Origin of the sequence: Micromonospora sp. C31 (assembly GCF_018070575.1) — a bacterium.
In the GTDB taxonomy this organism is placed as follows: Bacteria; Actinomycetota; Actinomycetes; order Mycobacteriales; family Micromonosporaceae; genus Micromonospora.
Map to the genome: position 1 here is coordinate 130792 of NZ_JAGPXN010000014.1, position 17395 is coordinate 148186.

General features: G+C 73.2%; 17 protein-coding genes and 3 tRNA genes. 7 read left to right on the forward strand and 13 right to left on the reverse strand.

Annotation, left to right across the window (positions count from 1 at the left end; all coding sequences use genetic code 11):
- Positions 1–157 precede the first annotated feature (157 nt).
- On the reverse strand, positions 158–745 hold the full coding sequence (gene leuD / locus KBX06_RS19315; RefSeq protein WP_210836983.1) for a 3-isopropylmalate dehydratase small subunit: 588 nt from the start codon (positions 743–745) through the stop codon (positions 158–160).
- Between the two features lie 12 nt (positions 746–757).
- On the reverse strand, positions 758–2206 hold the full coding sequence (gene leuC / locus KBX06_RS19320) for a 3-isopropylmalate dehydratase large subunit (protein WP_210836985.1): 1449 nt from the start codon (positions 2204–2206) through the stop codon (positions 758–760).
- A 49-nt stretch (positions 2207–2255) separates the two neighbouring features.
- Between leuC and KBX06_RS19325 the strand changes: the two genes are divergently transcribed.
- Positions 2256–2942 (forward strand): IclR family transcriptional regulator, encoded by a 687-nt coding sequence (locus KBX06_RS19325; protein WP_013284529.1) that lies wholly within the window; start codon positions 2256–2258, stop codon positions 2940–2942.
- A gap of 135 nt (positions 2943–3077) precedes the next feature.
- Here KBX06_RS19325 and KBX06_RS19330 read toward each other — a convergent pair.
- The 4 genes from KBX06_RS19330 to KBX06_RS19345 all read right to left on the reverse strand — a co-directional run bounded on the left by KBX06_RS19330 (position 3078) and on the right by KBX06_RS19345 (position 4644).
- Positions 3078–3150 (reverse strand) — tRNA-Glu (locus KBX06_RS19330).
- Between the two features lie 303 nt (positions 3151–3453).
- Positions 3454–3526 (reverse strand) — tRNA-Glu (locus KBX06_RS19335).
- 134 nt (positions 3527–3660) lie between these two features.
- Positions 3661–3732, reverse strand: a tRNA-Gln gene (locus KBX06_RS19340).
- A 108-nt stretch (positions 3733–3840) separates the two neighbouring features.
- A complete protein-coding gene (locus KBX06_RS19345) occupies positions 3841–4644 on the reverse strand; it encodes a fumarylacetoacetate hydrolase family protein (RefSeq protein ID WP_210836987.1) in 804 nt (267 codons plus the stop codon).
- A gap of 182 nt (positions 4645–4826) precedes the next feature.
- Here KBX06_RS19345 and KBX06_RS19350 point away from each other — a divergent pair, with 182 nt between their 5' ends.
- Positions 4827–6113 carry a hypothetical protein gene (locus tag KBX06_RS19350; protein WP_210836989.1) on the forward strand — a complete coding sequence of 429 codons (1287 nt, stop codon included), beginning with the start codon at positions 4827–4829 and terminating at the stop codon, positions 6111–6113.
- 66 nt (positions 6114–6179) lie between these two features.
- Positions 6180–7055 (forward strand): 3-methyladenine DNA glycosylase, encoded by an 876-nt coding sequence (locus KBX06_RS19355; RefSeq protein ID WP_210836991.1) that lies wholly within the window; start codon positions 6180–6182, stop codon positions 7053–7055.
- Between the two features lie 151 nt (positions 7056–7206).
- Here KBX06_RS19355 and arfB read toward each other — a convergent pair whose 3' ends face one another.
- From arfB to cimA, 7 genes are all read right to left on the reverse strand, one after another.
- Positions 7207–7632, reverse strand: coding sequence for an alternative ribosome rescue aminoacyl-tRNA hydrolase ArfB (gene arfB / locus KBX06_RS19360; protein ID WP_210836994.1), 426 nt, complete (start codon positions 7630–7632; stop codon positions 7207–7209).
- Positions 7633–7714: 82 nt separating this feature from the next.
- Positions 7715–8578: a S1C family serine protease gene (locus KBX06_RS19365; RefSeq protein ID WP_210836996.1), complete on the reverse strand. Its 864-nt coding sequence runs from the start codon at positions 8576–8578 to the stop codon at positions 7715–7717.
- Between the two features lie 44 nt (positions 8579–8622).
- Positions 8623–9582 (reverse strand): VWA domain-containing protein, encoded by a 960-nt coding sequence (locus KBX06_RS19370; protein ID WP_210836998.1) that lies wholly within the window; start codon positions 9580–9582, stop codon positions 8623–8625.
- The gene (locus tag KBX06_RS19375) at positions 9579–10598 is read right to left on the reverse strand and encodes a DUF58 domain-containing protein (protein ID WP_210836999.1); all 1020 of its coding nucleotides are present in this window, start codon (positions 10596–10598) and stop codon (positions 9579–9581) included. Before KBX06_RS19375 ends, KBX06_RS19370 begins: the two co-directional genes overlap by 4 nt.
- Entirely contained in the window at positions 10595–11644 is a 1050-nt protein-coding gene (locus KBX06_RS19380) for a MoxR family ATPase (RefSeq protein ID WP_210837002.1), read from the reverse strand. The genes KBX06_RS19375 and KBX06_RS19380 overlap by 4 nt, the downstream gene beginning before the upstream one ends.
- Before the next feature lie 156 nt (positions 11645–11800).
- On the reverse strand, positions 11801–12328 hold the full coding sequence (locus KBX06_RS19385) for a hypothetical protein (RefSeq protein ID WP_210837004.1): 528 nt from the start codon (positions 12326–12328) through the stop codon (positions 11801–11803).
- A gap of 598 nt (positions 12329–12926) precedes the next feature.
- Positions 12927–14507 carry a citramalate synthase gene (cimA, locus tag KBX06_RS19390; RefSeq protein WP_210837006.1) on the reverse strand — a complete coding sequence of 527 codons (1581 nt, stop codon included), beginning with the start codon at positions 14505–14507 and terminating at the stop codon, positions 12927–12929.
- Between the two features lie 342 nt (positions 14508–14849).
- On the opposite strand from cimA, the gene KBX06_RS19395 reads away from it, so the two are divergent.
- The 4 genes from KBX06_RS19395 (at position 14850) to KBX06_RS19410 (ending at position 17366) form a co-directional block, all read left to right on the forward strand.
- A complete protein-coding gene (locus KBX06_RS19395; protein WP_089001610.1) occupies positions 14850–15410 on the forward strand; it encodes a peroxiredoxin in 561 nt (186 codons plus the stop codon).
- 2 nt (positions 15411–15412) lie between these two features.
- Positions 15413–15943 (forward strand): carboxymuconolactone decarboxylase family protein, encoded by a 531-nt coding sequence (locus tag KBX06_RS19400; protein WP_210837009.1) that lies wholly within the window; start codon positions 15413–15415, stop codon positions 15941–15943.
- A gap of 168 nt (positions 15944–16111) precedes the next feature.
- Positions 16112–16570: a PRC-barrel domain containing protein gene (locus KBX06_RS19405; RefSeq protein WP_210837011.1), complete on the forward strand. Its 459-nt coding sequence runs from the start codon at positions 16112–16114 to the stop codon at positions 16568–16570.
- Between the two features lie 31 nt (positions 16571–16601).
- Positions 16602–17366 carry a tyrosine-protein phosphatase gene (locus tag KBX06_RS19410; RefSeq protein ID WP_374225655.1) on the forward strand — a complete coding sequence of 255 codons (765 nt, stop codon included), beginning with the start codon at positions 16602–16604 and terminating at the stop codon, positions 17364–17366.
- Positions 17367–17395: the final 29 nt, after the last annotated feature.

Below are 17395 nucleotides of genomic sequence, written 5' to 3' on the forward strand. Positions count from 1 at the left end.
GTGCAACTGACTCGACGCGAGCCATTCTGCGCGCACGGTATGCCCTGTGCTGCCGGGACACAAACATTCGGTGGAAAAAAGCCCTTGTGTCGTAACGGATTCGCCCCCACCGGCGACACCGGCGGGGGCGGAAAACGCTGTGGGATCGGGCCTGCGGCTATACGACCGAGGGCAGGAACGGCGGCCGGGTGGCCTCGAAGGCACTGATCTCCGCCGCGTGGCGGAGGGTGAGTCCAATGTCGTCCAAGCCCTCCAGCAGCCGCCAGCGGCTGAAGTCGTCCATCGGGAACGACCAGGTGGCCTCGCCGAGACGCACCTCGCGGGCGGTCAGGTCGACGGTGACCGGGGTGGTCGGGTCGGCCTCCACCCGATCCCAGATCTCCTCGACCGCTGCCAATTCCAGCTCGACCGGGAGCAGCCCCTCCTTGAGGGCGTTGCCGCGGAAGATGTCGCCGAACCGGGGTGAGATCACGGCGTGGAAGCCCCAGTCGCGCAGCGCCCAGACGGCGTGCTCCCGGGAGGAGCCGGTGCCGAACTCCGGACCCGCCACGAGAATCGACGCACCGGAATGGACGTGATCGTTGAGCACGAATTCCGGATCCTCGCGCCAGGCGCTGAACAAGCCGTCCGCGAAACCGGTCCGGGTCACCCGCTTGAGGTACACGGCTGGGATGATCTGGTCGGTGTCCACGTTGGACCGCCGCAGCGGCACGGCGGTGCCCGTGTGGGTGGTGAACCTCTCCATCTGGGTGCCCTTCTACAGGTCGGCGGGGGCGGCGAGCCGGCCCGCCACGGCGGTGGCGGCGGCGACCGGCGGGGAGACCAGGTGGGTGCGTCCGCCCCGGCCCTGGCGGCCCTCGAAGTTGCGGTTGGAGGTGGAGGCGGAGCGCTGGCCCGGCGAGAGCGTGTCCGGGTTCATCCCGAGACACATGGAGCAGCCGGCGAAGCGCCACTCGGCGCCGGCGTCGGTGAAGACCGCGTCCAGCCCCTCCGCTTCGGCCGCCTCGCGGACGGCGGCGGAACCGGGCACGACCAGCATCCGCACCCCGTCGGCGACCCGGTTGCCGCGCAGCACGTCGGCGGCGGCCCGAAGGTCCTCCAGCCGACCGTTGGTGCAGGAGCCGACGAAGACCACGTCGACCGCGAGGTCGCGCAGCGGCGTGCCGGGGCGCAGGTCCATGTACTCCAGCGCGCGCCGGGCGGCGGCCCGCTCGGCCTCGGTGACGAACTCCTCCGGCGTGGGCACCACCGCGCCCAGCGGTGCGCCCTGGCCGGGGTTGGTGCCCCAGGTGACGAACGGGGTGACGGCGTCGGCGTCCAGGCTCACCTCGGCGTCGAAGGTCGCGCCCTCGTCCGTGGGCAGGGTCCGCCACCACTCGACCGCCGCGTCCCAGTCGGCGCCCTTCGGGGCGTTCGGCCGCCCCTTCAGGTACGCGAAGGTGGTCTCGTCCGGCGCGATCATGCCGGCCTTGGCGCCCCACTCGATGGACATGTTGGCGATCGTCATCCGCCCCTCCATGGACAGCGACCGGATCGCCTCGCCGCGGTACTCGACGATGTGCCCGCGGCCGCCGCCCGTGCCGACCTGGGCGATCAACGCCAGCACCAGGTCCTTGGCGGTGACCCCGGGGGCGAGCTGCCCGGTGACGTTCACCGCCATCGTCCTCGGCCGGCTCTGCGGCAGCGTCTGGGTCGCCAGCACGTGCTCGACCTCACTCGTGCCGATGCCGAACGCGAGCGCGCCGAACGCGCCGTGGGTGGCCGTGTGCGAGTCGCCGCAGACGATGGTCATGCCGGGCTGGGTGACGCCGAGCTGCGGGCCGATGACGTGCACGATGCCCTGGTTCTCGTCGCCCAGCGGGTGCAGCCGCACCCCGAACTCGGCGCAGTTGCGCCGCAGCGTCTCGATCTGCGTACGCGAGGTGGGGTCGGCGATGGTGAGCAGGTCGCCGCGCCGCTGCCGGAACGACGGGTCGGCGTACCCCGTCGGGGTGTTGTGGTCCTCCGTGGCGAGCGTGAGGTCCGTGCGGCGCACCCGGCGCCCGGCGAGGCGCAGCCCGTCGAAGGCCTGTGGGCTCGTCACCTCGTGCAGCAGGTGCAGGTCGATGAAGAGCAGGTCGGGCTCGCCCTCGGCGGACCGTACGACGTGCGCGTCCCAGACCTTCTCGGCCAGGGTCCTCGGCTCGGTAGTAGTGACTCCCACCATCTGGACATCCTAAATTCTGGGAGGTAAGTTTCGGCTTGTGGGACACAGTATGAGCGGTGTCGGCGTTCTCGACAAGGCGGTGGTCATCCTGGCCGCCTGCGTCGACGGCGCCAGCCTGGCCGAACTCGTTGAACGCACCAAGCTGCCCCGGGCCACCGCGCACCGGCTGGCGCAGGCGCTGGAGATCCACCGGATGCTGGTCCGGGACACCCAGGGGCGCTGGCGTCCCGGCCCGCGCCTGGGTGAGCTCGCCAACGCCGCGCCGGACGTGCTCCTGACGGCGGCGGAGCCGCTGCTGGCGGCGCTGCGGGACGCGACGGGCGAAAGCGCCCAGCTCTACCTGCGCCGCGCCGACGAGCGCATCTGCGTGGCCGCCGCCGAGCGGGCCAGCGGCCTGCGCGACACCGTGCCGGTGGGCTCGGTGCTGCCGATGACGGCGGGCTCCGCGGCACAGATCCTGCTCGCCTGGGAGCCGCCCGAGGCGGTGATGCCACTGCTGCCCCGGTCCAAGTTCACCGGCCGCACCCTCGCCGAGGTACGCCGCCGCGGCTGGGCGCAGAGCGTCGCCGAACGCGAGGCGGGTGTGGCGAGCGTCTCGGCGCCGATCCGCGACCGCACCGGTCGGGTCATCGCCGCGATCAGCATCTCCGGCCCCATCGAGCGGCTGGGCCGCCGTCCCGGCGAACGCCACGCCATGGCCGTGGTCCGAGCCGGCCAACGCCTCTCCGGCCTCTGACCACACCCACCCACCCGCCTGCCCCACTGCCCCTCACCGGGGGGGGGTGGGACGGGTGCCGGGCCTGGTGGGGGTCGTGGACGTGGCAATGCGAACGGCCCGCCCCACCGGAGTGGAACGGGCCGTTCGAAAACGTAGCCCCGACCGGATTCGAACCGGCGCTACCGCCTTGAGAGGGCGGCGTCCTGGGCCGCTAGACGACGGGGCCAAGACCTCACTGCTTCCACCGCCCTTCCGGGCGGTGCCGCTGTAGTCTAGCGGCGTCCCCTCCGGAGACGGAAATCGGGGCGACCAGCGCCGGGCGACTGCGACCGGGCCAGCCGCGACCGATCGACGGCGCGGACGCAGGACCGGGGCACAGCGCGGACGCGCTCGAGGGACGGCGTGCGGCCCGGGGCATGGCGTGGACGCAGGCACGGCGCGCGGCTCGGGCGATGCGGAACGAGGGCATGCGGGACGAGGCGCGCGAAACGGCCCGCCCCACCGGAGTGGAACGGGCCGTTCGAAAACGTAGCCCCGACCGGATTCGAACCGGCGCTACCGCCTTGAGAGGGCGGCGTCCTGGGCCGCTAGACGACGGGGCCAGAACCTGCTCGCGGCACCGCTCTGTGGAGCGGTGCCGCTGGACTCTACCAGAGAGAACCCCGATCCCCTGACGGGAACCGGAGCCATCTCCTACGAGATCCAGCGCGCGAGGATCTCTCGAACCTCGGCTGCGCTGGGGTACCAGGACTCGAACCTAGACTAACTGAACCAGAATCAGTCGGGCTGCCAATTACCCCATACCCCATTGGCCCCTTGCGGTGCCGGGATCAAACCTTACCCTCCCGGCGCCGACAGGCCAAATCGAGCCCCCCCAAACAGCATGTGGCCTGCGGAAACAGGGCCTCGACGCGGATCAGGCGACGGGTACCACCGGGTTGGTGAGGTCCCCGATCCCCTCGATCCGCACGGTGACCGTATCCCCGTCCAGGAGCGGGCTAACCCCGGCCGGCGTGCCGGTGAGGACCACGTCGCCGGGGAGCAGCGTCATGACGTGCGAGACGTACGACACCAGGGCCGGCACGTCGAAGACCATGTCCCGGGTCCGGCCGAGCTGGCGGACCTCCATCTCCTCGGGGTTGCGACCCACCTCACAGCGGATCTCGACGTCGCGGACGTCGAGCCCGGTGGTGATCCACGGCCCGATCGGGCAGAACGAGTCGAAGCCCTTGGCGCGGGTCCACTGGCCGTCGGAGCGCTGGAGGTCCCGGGCGGTGACGTCGTTGGCGCAGGTGTAGCCGAAGATGGCGCGCTCCGCGGCGGCCCGGTCGGCCCGGCGGGCGCCCGGCGCGCCGATCACCACGGCCAGCTCGGCCTCGTGCTCGACCTGCTTGGAGAAGATCGGCAGCCGGATGGCGTCCCGGGGACCGATCACGGAGGTGGACGGTTTGAGGAAGAGCAGCGGCTCCTTCGGCACCTCACTGCCGTGCTCGGCGGCGTGCTCGGCGTAGTTGCGGCCGACGCACACGACCTTGCTGGGCAGGATCGGCGAGAGCAGGCGGACGTCCGACAGCGCCCAACGGGCGCCGCTGAAGGTGAGCTGGCCGAACGGGTGGCCCTCGATCTCGGCGACGGTCAGGCCCTGCGGGCCCGCCTCCGGCTCGCCCTCGACGGCCCCGAACGACATTCCCTTGGCATGAGCAAAACGAGCGATACGCACCAGGCCAATCTAGCCCCGGCGGTCCGCGACCCGGCCGAGGCTCGTAGGCCGGGGTCAGCGCCGCACCCCGGACACCGGGCGGCGCACCATACGGCACCGCCCGATCGCCCGGGCCGAGTTCGCGACTTCGTACCCGCCCGGTGTCGCCCCGCGCCTAGCGTCGGCTCCGGAGGTTCGTTCGTATGCCTGCATCGACACGACACCACAGGGCCCTCGCAGTGTTCGTACACTGCCTCGGCATTCTCGCCGCCGTGCCGGCGACGCTGCCCGCGGCGGCACCGCCGGCGGCAGCCGCGCCGCCACCGCCGGCGGTCGCGCCGACGCCGGAGCCGGCGATGCCGTCGGCGCCGCCGGCGGTGCCCACCCCGGCCCGGGCCGCCCCGCCGGTGGCGAAACCGCCGGTCACGGTCGCGGTGGTGCCGGAGCGCTCGCCGGCACCGCGCTACCGGATCCAGGTCCGCAACAGCGGCGGCACGCCGGTGGACACCATGGTCCGGCAGGAGCTGCCACCCGGGGCCTCGGCGACCGCCATCACCGACGGGGGCCGGGCCACCCGGAGCGCCGGGCAGTCGGCCACCGAGGTGACCTGGCAGCTGAAACTGCCCGCGCGCAGCACCACCACCCTGGGCACGGCGCTCACCACCGCCGCCCCGGCCCGGCCGCTGACCGCGCCGGCCTGCGCGTTCACCCGCGACGGCAGCCGGCCGTACGACTGCGCGACCGCGACCTGGGCCGCGGGTGCGCCGGCCTCGGCGCCCGAGCGGTCCGAGGCGCCGCCGTGGCGCCGGACGCCGGTGCTGCTGGCGGGGCTCGCCACGGTGGCGGTGCTCGCGGTGGGCGGGGCCTGGACCTGGCGCCGGCGCCGGCGACCGGTCGCGGCGGCCCTGACCGGCGAGGGACCGGGGACGCTCTACCCGCGTCCGGCCGCACCGCGCCCGGAACAGCTCCGCCGCAAGCCGTCCGTCTGGTTGATCGTCCCGGTGGCCGCCGTGGTGCTGGCCGGTACGGTGGGCACCGCCGCCTGGACGGCCACCCGGAAGGTCGCCGCCGTCGACACCGGCAGCCAGCCGACCAGGGGCGCGTGGTTGGGCCAGGGGGTCAACGGCACCGTCGGCGAGCCGCTGCGCGAGTCGGCGTTCGAGTTCACCGTGTACCGGGTCGCCTGCGAGCCCGGCACGGCGGCCCGGCAGTGCGAGGCCACGGTCGGGGTACGCAACCTGACCCCCGAGCAGCAGAGCTGGCACGGCCGGCTGCAACGGGCGTACCTGCCCGACGGCAACTTCGTCAGCACCGACGAGCAGGCCACGCGGGCGGCCAACGAGGGCCGCGACGTCTTCGCCCAGCCGATGGCGGCCGGCAGCCGGACGGTGTTGCCCCTGGTCTTCACCGTCCACGGGCAGGCGCCGCCGCAGCAGTTGGAGCTGCGCAGCGGGGTGTTCTCCGCCGGGGTCCGGGTGGACGTGCCCTGATCGGGCGCCGGGCGGCGGTCGTACCCTGGGATCCGTGACCGCCGCCGGGTTCGAAGGTCCGGACCGTTGACCAGCATCCCCGCCGCAAGCTGGCTCCCCCTCCTGGAAGCACACGAGAAGCGCGCCGACTCCCTCACCGCAGGCCACCGCGCCCGTAAGGCCACGAGGGAACGCCACGCGATCGATGACTTCCTGTACGACTACTACGGCACCCGGCCCTCCGTGCTCCGACGGTGGCACCCCGGCGTGGGCATCTCCCTGGAACCGGGACCGCACGGCTCCGCCCCACACCGGCAGTGGCGTTGGTATGCCACGGACGCGGACGGGATCGTGAGCTTCGACGTCGCGGCGTTCCTCGCCGACCGGGCCGAGTCGGTGCGCTTCATCCGTCGACTGCTGTCCGCCATCTCGTCACGACCAGCCTTCACCGGCTGCTTCGGCCTGCACGAGTGGGCGATGGTGTACCGCCAGCGTGAGCATCGGCATCCACTCCCCCTGCGGCTCGGGCAGGAGGGAACCGACGCGGTGGTCGAGTCCCACCAGATCCGCTGCACGCACTTCGACGCGTTCCGGTTCTTCACCCCTGACGCGGTTGGCCTCAACCGGCTCCGACCGACGAGGGAGAGCCAGGTGGAGCTTGACCAGCCGGGCTGCCTGCATGCCTCGATGGACTGCCACAAGTGGGCGACCAAGCTGGGCCCCGCGGTTCCGGGGGACCTGGCGCTCGACTGCTTCGAGTTGGCGAGGGACATCCGGCTGCTCGACATGCAGGCGTCCCCGTACGACTTCTCCTCCTACGGGGAACCGGCGGTAGCCGTCGAGACTCCTGAGGGCAAGGCCGAGTACGTCGCGCGGCAGCGCGAGTTCGCGCATCGCGCCGCGCCGCTGCGGGCGCGACTGGTCGCCGAGTGCGACCGGCTGCTGTCGACGACCAACGGGTGAACCAGCCCGCCCGGCCACCGCCTGCTTCATGGGCCGTGACCGGCTTCATGGGCCGTGACCGGCTGCGCCGGATCTCGACGACGGCGGCCCGGTCCACCCGCTCGGTACCACACCGGTGTCTTCCTGCCGCCCCGCCACTTCTGAGACACGCCTAGTCGCCGTCGACGCGGCGGTCGCGCTTGCGCTGTGACCGGCGCTTCTTCTCGGCCAGCCGGCGCTCCTTCGCGCCCCGCGAGGGGCGGGTGGGCCGGCGGGGCGGGGGTGGCGGGGCGGCGGCCTCGCGCAGCAGCGCGGCCAGCCGTTCCCGGGCGGCCTCGCGGTTGGCCAGCTGCGCCCGGTGCTCGCTGGCGGTGACGGTGAGCACACCGTCGACCAGCCGGTTGGCGAGCCGCTCCAGCGCCCGCTCCCGCAGCGGCCCGGGCACGCCGGGCGAGGCGGCCAGGTCGAAGCTCAGCTCCACCCGCGAGTCGGTGGTGTTGACGCCCTGACCACCGGGCCCGGACGAGCGGGAGAAGCGTTCCCGCAGCTCGGCGGCGGGCACGGTCCATCGGTCGTTCACCCGCAGTCCGTCGTCCACTCCCCGAGGCTAACGCCCCTGCCGCCCGTCCGGGGTCGCGGGTTTTCACATTCCGGGCCGCCCGAGCGGGTGTACGCGCAGCTCAGCCGCCCTTTCCGATGATCGTGTCGGCGGTCTGCTGCACCTGTTCGATGGGGATGGCGAAGCCGATGCCGATCGAGCCGTTGCCGTCGATCGTGGCGATGGCCGTGTTCACCCCGACCACCTCGCCGCGGGCGTTGACCAGCGGGCCGCCCGAGTTGCCCGGGTTGATCGAGGCGTCGGTCTGCACGGCGGTGTGCCGGTTGTCGCCGAGGCGCACCTGCCGGTCCAGGGCGCTGACGATGCCGGCGGTGACGGTGCCGGGCAGCCCCAGCGGCGAACCGACCGCCAGCACCGGCTCCCCGACCCGGGTGGAGCCCGGCTTCGCCAACGGCAGCGCCGCCAGGCCGGCCGACGGCGGCACCCGCAGCACGGCGAGGTCGCTGCGCGCCTCCCGCCCGACCACCTCGGCGGCGAAGCGCCGCCCGTCGGGCAGTTCCACCGTCACCGCGCCGCCGCGCCCCCTGGCCAGGATGTGGTCGTTCGTGATGATGTGCTGCTGGTCGTCGACGGCGAAGCCGGAGCCGGTGGCCGAGGCGCCGCGGGCCCCGCCCACGAGCACCGACACCACCCCCGGCACGGTCTTCCCGGCCGCGGTCACCAGCTCCGCCGGGACCGGGGCCGCCGAGGCCGCCGCCGGGCCCGGAGCCTCGTCGCGGCCGGCCACGACGCCGCCGGCCACCGCGCCGGAGGCGGTCGACAGGGCCACCACCGCCAGCGCCGTCAGCAACCGTCCGTACGGGCGCCGTCGGGCCCCAGGACCGTCCGGTCCGGTCCCGTCTGACCGGGGCCGTCCGTCGGGATCCAGCCCCGGCGAGATGAACCAGGGGCCGCGCGGTTCGCCCAGCCCGGTCTGCACTGCCATGCGTACGCTCCTCACGTGTCCTTCTCGACGGTGGCCGTACGGGTTCAGGGCAGCCGGGCGAACCAGCGCATCGAGCCGGCCGCGGCGCCCATGGCGAACACCAGCCCGAGGCCGATGAACCGGGCCGAGACGTCCTGCCGTTCGGTGCGGTAGCCGACGGAGGTGCCGATGTCGTCGTAGACGGCGCGCAGCTCGTCGCTGCTGCTGGCCTCGTGGAACCCGCCCCCGGTCTCCTCGGCGACCGCACGCAGGGTCTGCCCGTCGACGGGCACCTGGATCGGTCGCCCGCCCCGGTCCACGGTGCCGCTCGGGGTGCCGAACGAGATGGCGTGCACCGGCACCTTCATGTCGACCGCCTCGAAAGCCGCCTCCATCGGGTCCATGCCGGAGGTGTTCGCCCCGTCGGAGAGCAGGACGATCCGGGCCGGCGGCGGGTCCTTCGCCGCCTGGTTGTCGAAGCCCTTCACCGCCCCGAGCGAGGTGCTGATGGCCTCCCCGATGGCGGTGCCCTGCACCCCGGTGGCCCCCTCGACCAGCCGCTCGATGCCCTCGTGCAGCGCCTCCCGGTCGGTGCTCGGCGGCACCAGCACCGCCGCGCTGCCGGCGAACGCGACCAGCCCGACGTTGAACTCGTCCGGCAGGCCGTCGACGAAGCGCCGGGCGGACTCCTTGGCGGCGCTGAGCCGGTCCGGTTCCACGTCGCCGGCGAGCATCGAGGTGGAGACGTCGACGGCGACCATCACCGTGGCCCGTTCGCGGGGCACCCGCACCTCCGCCGTGGGCCGGGCGAAGCCCACCACCAGCAGCGCCAGCATGGCCAGGAAGAGCCCGGCCGGCACGTGCCGCCGCCAGGCGGGGCGGTGCGGCGCGACCCGGTCGAGCAGCCGCAGGTTGGTGAAGCGTACGGCGTACCGGCTGCGTCTGCGCTGCATCAGCAGGTAGCCCGCGGCCAGGGCGAGCACCCCGAGCAGCAGCCAGAGCCGGACGGGCGACTGCCAGATCACGCCGCACCTCCCCGGGCCGCCCGGGCCGGGGCCGCCGCGAGCCGCCGCTGGGTGTGCACGTGCCGCACGATGTCGGCGGCCCAGTCCCGGTCGGTGCGCAGCGGCAGGTGCGTGGTCCCGCTGCGGCGCAGCGCCTGGCGTACCTGCTCACGCTGGGCGGTCGCGGCGGCGGCGTAGCGCTCGCGCAGCGCGCGGTCGCCGGTCCAGACCTCGCGCCGCCGCCCGGTCTCCGGGTCGACCAGCGTGACCAGGCCGACGTCGGGCAGCTCCAGCTCCCGGGGGTCGGTGACCTCCACGGCGAGCACCTGGTGCCGCACGGCGAGGCGGCGCAGGGACGCCTCCCAGGACGGTGCCTGCCGAGGGTCGTCGGGCAGCCCGTCGAGGAAGTCCGAGACCACCACGACGAGGCCGCGGCGCAGCGCCACCCGGTGCACGGCGGCGAGCCCGTCGGCCAGGCCGGGGCCCGCCGGCGCCGGGTCGTCCCCGTCGTGGCCGCCGACGCGCGGGGCGGTCAGCAGGGCCCGGAGCAGCCCGAGCAGGTGGGTACGCCCGCTGCGGGGCGGATACCGGCGCAGCCCGGCCGGGCCGAGCACCTGCACGCCGAGGCGGTTGCCCATGCCGCCGGTGAGGAAGCCGACCGCCGCCACGGCCGCCACGGCCAGCTCCCGTTTGTCCAGCTCGGCGGTGCCGTACTCCATGCTGGGGCTCGCGTCGACCAGCAGCCAGGTGGTCAGCTCCCGGTCGGCGTCGACCTCGCGCACGTGCGGGACCGTGGTGCGGGCGGTCACCGCCCAGTCCATCCGCCGTACCTCGTCCTCACCGGGGCGGTACTCCCGGCTGCCGGCGGTCTCGCTGCCCGGCCCGGGCAGCAGGCCGCGGTACCGGCCGTGCAGCAGCCCGTCGAGCCGGCGGGTGACGGTCAGCTCCAGCCGGCGCAGGCGCCGGTCGCCGGTGAGGTCGGCCAGTCCCGGCGCGGTCGGCTCGGGGGCCGGTGCGGGAGCCCCGCGCCGCCTCATGCCGCCGCCAGGTCTGCCGCGTGTTCCGGGTGGCCGGTGGCGACGCGGGGCGGCGGTACGGCCTCCACCAGCCGCCGGACCACCGCCTCGGCGGCCACCCCGTCGGCGACCGCGTCGAAGGAGAGCACCAGCCGGTGGGCGAGCACGTCGACGGCCAGCTCGCGGACGTCCTCGGGGAGCACGTACTCGCGCCCGCGCAGCAGCGCCTGGGCCCGCGCGGCGCGGACCAGGCCGAGGGTGGCCCGGGGGCTGGCCCCGTACGCGAGCAGCGGGGCGATCTCGGGCAGGCCGAACCGGCCGGGGTCACGGGTGGCGAAGATCAGCCGGACGACGTACTCGGCGATCGCGTGGTGCACGAAGACGTGGGCGGCCCGGGCCTGGAGGTCGCGCAGTCGCTGCGGGTCGAGCACCCGCCGGGCGACGGGCCGGTCGGCGCTCATCCGGTAGAGGATGGCGAGTTCGTCGGCGTCGCTCGGGTAGTCGACGACGACCTTCATCAGGAACCGGTCGCGCTGCGCCTCCGGCAGCTGGTAGACCCCCTCCGACTCGATCGGGTTCTGGGTGGCCAGCACCAGGAACGGATCCGGTACGGGGTAGCTGTGCCCGCCGATCGAGACCTGACGCTCGGCCATCGCCTCCAGCAGGGCGGACTGCACCTTGGCCGGGGCCCGGTTGATCTCGTCGGCGAGCACCAGGTTCGCCATGACCGGGCCCAGCTCGATGTCGAAGTCCTCGCGCGACGCCCGGTAGATCCTGGTGCCGACGATGTCGGAGGGGACCAGGTCCGGGGTGAACTGGATCCGGGAGAAGCTGCCGCCCACCACGGTGGCCAGGGTCTGCGCGGCGAGCGTCTTGGCCACCCCGGGCACGCCCTCCAGTAGGCAGTGCCCGTCCGCGACGAGGGCGGTCAGCAGGCGCTCGACGAGCCGATCCTGCCCGACGATCACGCGTTTGACCTCGAAGAGCGTCTGTTCCAGGTCGACCGTGGTCGCATCGGGATCGGCCGGGCTGGGCAGGCTGGCCAGGGTGTCCGAGATGTCCGTCACGGTGCTTGCTTCCCGGGCCGGCGGTCGGACAAACGTCGGATTATCGGCGCCGGGGCGGCCCTCGGGGACCCGAACCGGGACGAGCTTCCCGGCCTGGCAGGGACGGCGCGGCGCCGGCCCCCGCACGTGGTGGGGGCCGGCGTCGTCAGCGGGTGTTCAGTTGGCGACGACCAGGTGGAACGGCCGGTCGGCGGCGGTTCCCGCCGAGTTGCGGGTCTGGATGAAGACCGCGTTCGGCGTCTGGAGCCGAGGCGCGACGGAGATCTCGCCTCCCGGGGGCACGTTGTACGGGTCGGTGGTGCCGATCGTCGCGACGAACGTCTTCAGCGAGACGTTGTAGTTGAACAGCACCTGGTACTGACCCGGGCCGTACCGGGTGGCGGAGACCGCCTCGGGCGAGCCGCGGAGCAGGGCGCCGCCGCTGGAGACGACGGCGGAGGCGACGGTGCCCGGGGCGGTCGCCAGCGCGGACGGGCCCTGCGCCAGCGCGGCCTTGGCCTTGCGGGCCTCGGCGGGGGTCACGGTCGGCTGGCCACCGGTGCCGGGCTGACGGACGGCCGACTGGGCGACCTCGGCGGGCGCCTGGGCCGCCGGCTGGGCGACGGCGATCCCGCCCCCGGCCAGGGTGAGCGCCAGCGCGGCGAACGCCACCGCCACCGCCTTGCGTCGGAAGAGTGTGGTCATGACAGGGTCTCCCTTTTGTTGACCGAGCGGATTCGGCCTGTCCCACCGATCGAGGGACGGCTGATTTCCATTTCGTGGGTCGGGGGAAAATGAGCGACAACCGCCTGGATCCCGCATCTCAGGCCGCACCCTGGATGTTGTCGTCTCAACGATTTCCACCAGCTCTGAGCTGGGATTACTACTCAGAGTTTCGACGTCTCAACCCACTGGAAGGTAGCACCGGAAAAAGCAGGGCGTCAATAGTTGATCACGTTTTGTTAATAGCTGCGGCCGATGCTCGAAAATTGTGAGAAGCGAGCGCTCAGTCATTCACGAATGCGCGGGGCGGGCCGTTCGCGTCACCGCGTGGCACCCGTTCGGGGCCCGCCGCTAGGGTACGGAGGCGCCACCCTCCAGCGGTGCTCGTCGAGGCCCCGAAGCGGGGGACGGGCCACCGGGCGGCGCGACTGCGCACCGCGCTCTGCCGGGCCGGCGTGGCACCGGGGGCCGCCTGGGCCGCGGTACGACTGGGCGGGCTGCGCACCCGTCGGCCCCGTACGCGCTGGACCAGGCCGGCCACTGGCGGGCCGACCTGGCGGCACGGGTGGCCGGGACGGCTTCAGACCCGGGCGCGGTCGAGGCCGTAGGTGAGCGCGTCGACGAGGGCGTGCCAGGACGCCTCGACGACGTTGGGGTGCACGCCGACGGTGGTCCAGTCGCGGCCGGCGCCGTCGACCGTCTCCAGCAGCACGCGGGTCACCGCGCCGGTGCCGTGGGTGCCCTCCAGGATCCGCACCTTGTAGTCGGCCAGCACGAAGTCGCGCAGCTCCGGGTAGTGCCGCGCCAGCCCCGCCCGCAGCGCCTCGTCCAGGGCGTTGACCGGACCGTTGCCCTCGGCGGTGGCGATGACCCGCTCCCCGCGTACGCGGATCTTGACGGTCGCCTCGGAGACCACCGACCCGTCCTCCCGGTGCTCGACCAGCACCCGGTACGACTCGAGCGCGAACGGCCTGGCGGGAGCGGTGTCCAGTTCCGAGCGGACCAGCAGCTCGAACGACGCGTCGGCGGCCTCGAACGACCAGCCGCCGGCCTCCAGTTCCTTGACCCGCCCGGTGACCCGCGAGAGCGCCTCCGGATGGCCGGCCAGGTCCAGGCCGAGCTCGCGGCTCTTGAGCTCGACGCTGGCCCGGCCGGCCATCTCGGTGACGAGGATCCGCATGTCGTTGCCCACCACCTGTGGGTCCACGTGGTTGTAGAGCAGCGGATCCACCTTGATCGCGCTCGCGTGCAGCCCCGCCTTGTGGGCGAAGGCCGCGGCCCCGACGTACGCCTGGTGGGTGTCGGGGGCGATGTTGGCGATCTCGGCGATGGCGTGGGAGACCCGCACCATCTGCCCCAGGCAGCCGTCCGGTAGGACGGGCAGTCCGAGCTTGAGCTGGAGGTTGGCGACCACGGCGAAGATGTCGGCGTTGCCGGGGCGCTCGCCGTAGCCGTTGGCGGTGCCCTGGAAGTGGCGTACGCCCGCCTCCACGGCGGCGACGGTGTTGGCGACCGCGCAGGCGGTGTCGTTCTGGCAGTGGATGCCGAGCAGTTCCGGGCCGACGCCCAGCCGCGCGGTCAGCTCGGCGATGGCGGCGGTCACCTGGGAGGGCAGCATGCCGCCGTTGGTGTCGCAGAGCACCACCCGCTCGGCGCCGGCGGCGAGGGCGGTCTCCACCACGGCGGCGGTGTAGGCCGGGTCGGACCGGTAGCCGTCGAAGAAGTGCTCCCCGTCGACGAAGACCCGCCGCCCCTCGGCGACCAGGTGTGTCACCGTGTCGCGGATCATCGCCAGGTTCTCCGCCGCGGTGGTGCGCAACGCCCGCTCGACGTGCCGCAGGTCCGCCTTGGCGACCAGGGCGACCGCCGGCGTCTGCGCGTCGAGCAGCCCGCGGACCTGCGGGTCGTCGGCGACCGGCACCCCGGCCCGCCGGGTGGCCCCGAACGCGACCAGCAGCGCGTGCTTCAGGTCGAGTTCGGTGCGCGCCCGCCGGAAGAACTCCGTGTCCTTCGGCACCGCGCCGGGCCAGCCCCCCTCGATGAAGCCGACCCCGAACTCGTCGAGCAGCCGGGCCACCGCGAGCTTGTCGACCACCGAGTAGCTCAGCCCTTCACGCTGGGCGCCGTCGCGCAGCGTGGTGTCGTAGACCTGGAACGTCATCAGGGAGTCCTTTCTCAGAGCAACAAAAAGACCCCCCGCGGATGCGGGAGGTCTGCGCGCTCGGCGGAGGGGGAGGCCGGCGCGCTAGGTGCGAATGATCGGGTGGGTGCTGGTCACGGTCGCCACTCTGCCATCCGACCCCTGGTTCTGGGAGGCGCAATCCACATGGCGGGACGATGGCGGAGGGTCGCGATACCGCATCGCCGGCAGCCCCGCCGGCACAACCCGCCGCCGGTGATCGACTTCACAAGTCACCTGGCCGCCACCCGGCCGAAACCGGACTACGGCAGTATCTGGAATTGATCCAGTTACCGGCCTTCGTGCCGCTGTCAAGGAGGACCTGTGCTCACTGTCGGTGACCGCTTCCCCGAGTACGAACTCACCGCCTGCGTGTCGCTGGACGCCGACAAGGCGTTCGAGTCGATCGACCACAAGTCCCACCAGGGGAAGTGGCGCGTCGTCTTCTTCTGGCCGAAGGACTTCACCTTCGTCTGCCCGACCGAGATCGCGGAGTTCGGCCGGCTGAACGAGGAGTTCGCCGACCGGGACGCCCAGGTCCTCGGCGTGTCGGTCGACAACGAGTTCGTCCACTACGCGTGGCGCAAGGACCACCCCGACCTGCGCGAGCTGCCGTTCCCGATGCTCAGCGACGTCAAGCGCGAGCTGACCGCCGCCTGCGGCGTGCTCGGCGAGGACGGCGTGGCCCAGCGGGCCACCTTCATCGTCGACCCGGACAACGAGATCCAGTTCGTCATGGTGACCGCCGGTTCCGTCGGCCGCAACGTCTCCGAGGTGCTGCGGGTGCTCGACGCCCTCCAGACCGACGAGCTCTGCCCGTGCAACTGGAACAAGGGCGGCGAGACCCTGGACGCCACCAAGCTCCTCGCCGGCGCCGGGGCCTGACCATGGGTCTGGACGCCGTCAAGGCGGCTCTGCCGGAGTACGCCAAGGACATCAAGCTCAACCTCGGCTCCACCATCGCCACCAGCACGCTGAAGCCGGAGCAGGCGTGGGGCACCGCCCTGGCCTGCGCCGTCGCGGCGCGCAACCCCGTGGTGCTGCGGGAGATCGCCGCCGAGGCGGCCACCCACCTGAAGCCGGAGGCGGTCGAGGCGGCCAAGGGCGCCGCCGCGATCATGGCGATGAACAACGTCTACTACCGGGCCAAGCACCTGATCGGCGACGAGCAGTACCAGTCGATCCCGGCGCGGCTGCGGATGCAGATCATCGCCAGGCCGGGCGTGGACAAGGCCGACTTCGAGCTCTGGTGCCTGGCGGTCTCGGCCATCACCGGCTGCGGGGTGTGCCTGGAGTCGCACGAGAAGACCCTGCGGGGCGCGGGCTTCAGCCGCGAGCAGGTACACGAGGGGCTGCGCATCGCCGCCGTCGTGCACGCCGCCGCGGTCACCCTGGACGCCCAGGCCGCGCTCGCCTGACGCGTACGCCCCGGTGGGCCGGTGCCGCGGTTGCGGCGCCGGCCCACCGTCGTCTCCGGCACCGGCCCGCCGTTTCCGGTGCCGACCCCCCGGGTAGCTGGTCTGACAGAGGCGGGAGACACCCGGACCGGCGAGACGACTGGCGACAGTCGGGGCAGGAGTTGTCAGATGGACAGGCTCGACCCCCACAGCACCCACGGCAGCCCGGACCCGCTGCGCGGCGGCGGCCAGGGCGAGTTCGCTGGTGGCGCCCCGGCCGGCACGTTCGACCCGTGGCGCTACCGGGACACCGCGAGGGTGGCCGACGCCGACCTGGTCGGCTACAAGGTGGAGGCCACCGACGGCGGCATCGGGAAGATCGACAGCGCCAGCCACGAGGTCAACGACAGCTACCTGGTGGTGGACACCGGCCCGTGGATCTTCGGCCGCAAGGTCATGGTCCCGGCCGGCACCGTCAACCACGTCGACCACGACGAACGCAAGGTGCACGTCGACCGGAGCAAGGACCAGATCAAGGCCGCCCCGGAGTACGACGAGACCGCCGACACCGACCCGACCTACCGGGACCGGCTCGGCGGCTACTACGGCGAGACGTACTCGGCCATCCCGCCCGGCACCGCCCGCTGACCGGCAGCACCGGCGCGACGGCCTCCCGTGGATCGCGGGAGGCCGTTACCGTGTCGGCGTGGACGCTGTCGAGGTCGGTCGCCGGATTCCCTTCGCCACGATGTTCAACTTCCGCGACGTGGGCGGCCATGCCGGCCACGCCGGTCGCCGGGTGCGCCACGGGCGGCTCTACCGCACCGACTCGCCGCACCGCATCGACGACACCGACCGAGAGGCGTTCGCCGCCCTCGGCGTCCGCACGGTCATCGACCTGCGCCGCCCGTACGAGGTGGAGCGCGACGGCCGCATCCCCCACTTCGACGGCCTGACCTGGCGCAACATCCATCCGGAGCACGCGGAGTGGGGCGAGCGGCCCTACCGTCAGGGCACCGACCTGGCCCGCTACCTGGCCGACCGGTACGCCGACCTGGCCGGGACCGGCACCGCCGGGCTCGCCGAGGCGATCGGGCTGATCGCCGACTCCGCCAACGCCCCCGTGGTCGTGCACTGCGTCGCCGGCAAGGACCGCACGGGCATCGTCTGTGGCCTCACCCTCGCGGTGCTCGGTGTCGGCGACGACGAGATCGCCGCCGACTACGCCCTGAGCACCGAGGCCGGCGAGCGCTACCGCGCCTGGTTCGAGTCCACCGGGCGAGAGAGCGGGCACACCCTGCCGGTGCTGACCTGCCCCGCCGAGGCCATGACGCTCTTCCTCGCCGAACTGCGCCAGGCGCACGGCTCGGTCGAGGGCTACCTGCGCCACGCCGGGGTGACCGACGCCCAGCTCGCCGCGCTCCGCGAGCACCTGCTCAGCTGAGCCCGCCCCGGCGGTGGCGTGCCGGCGAC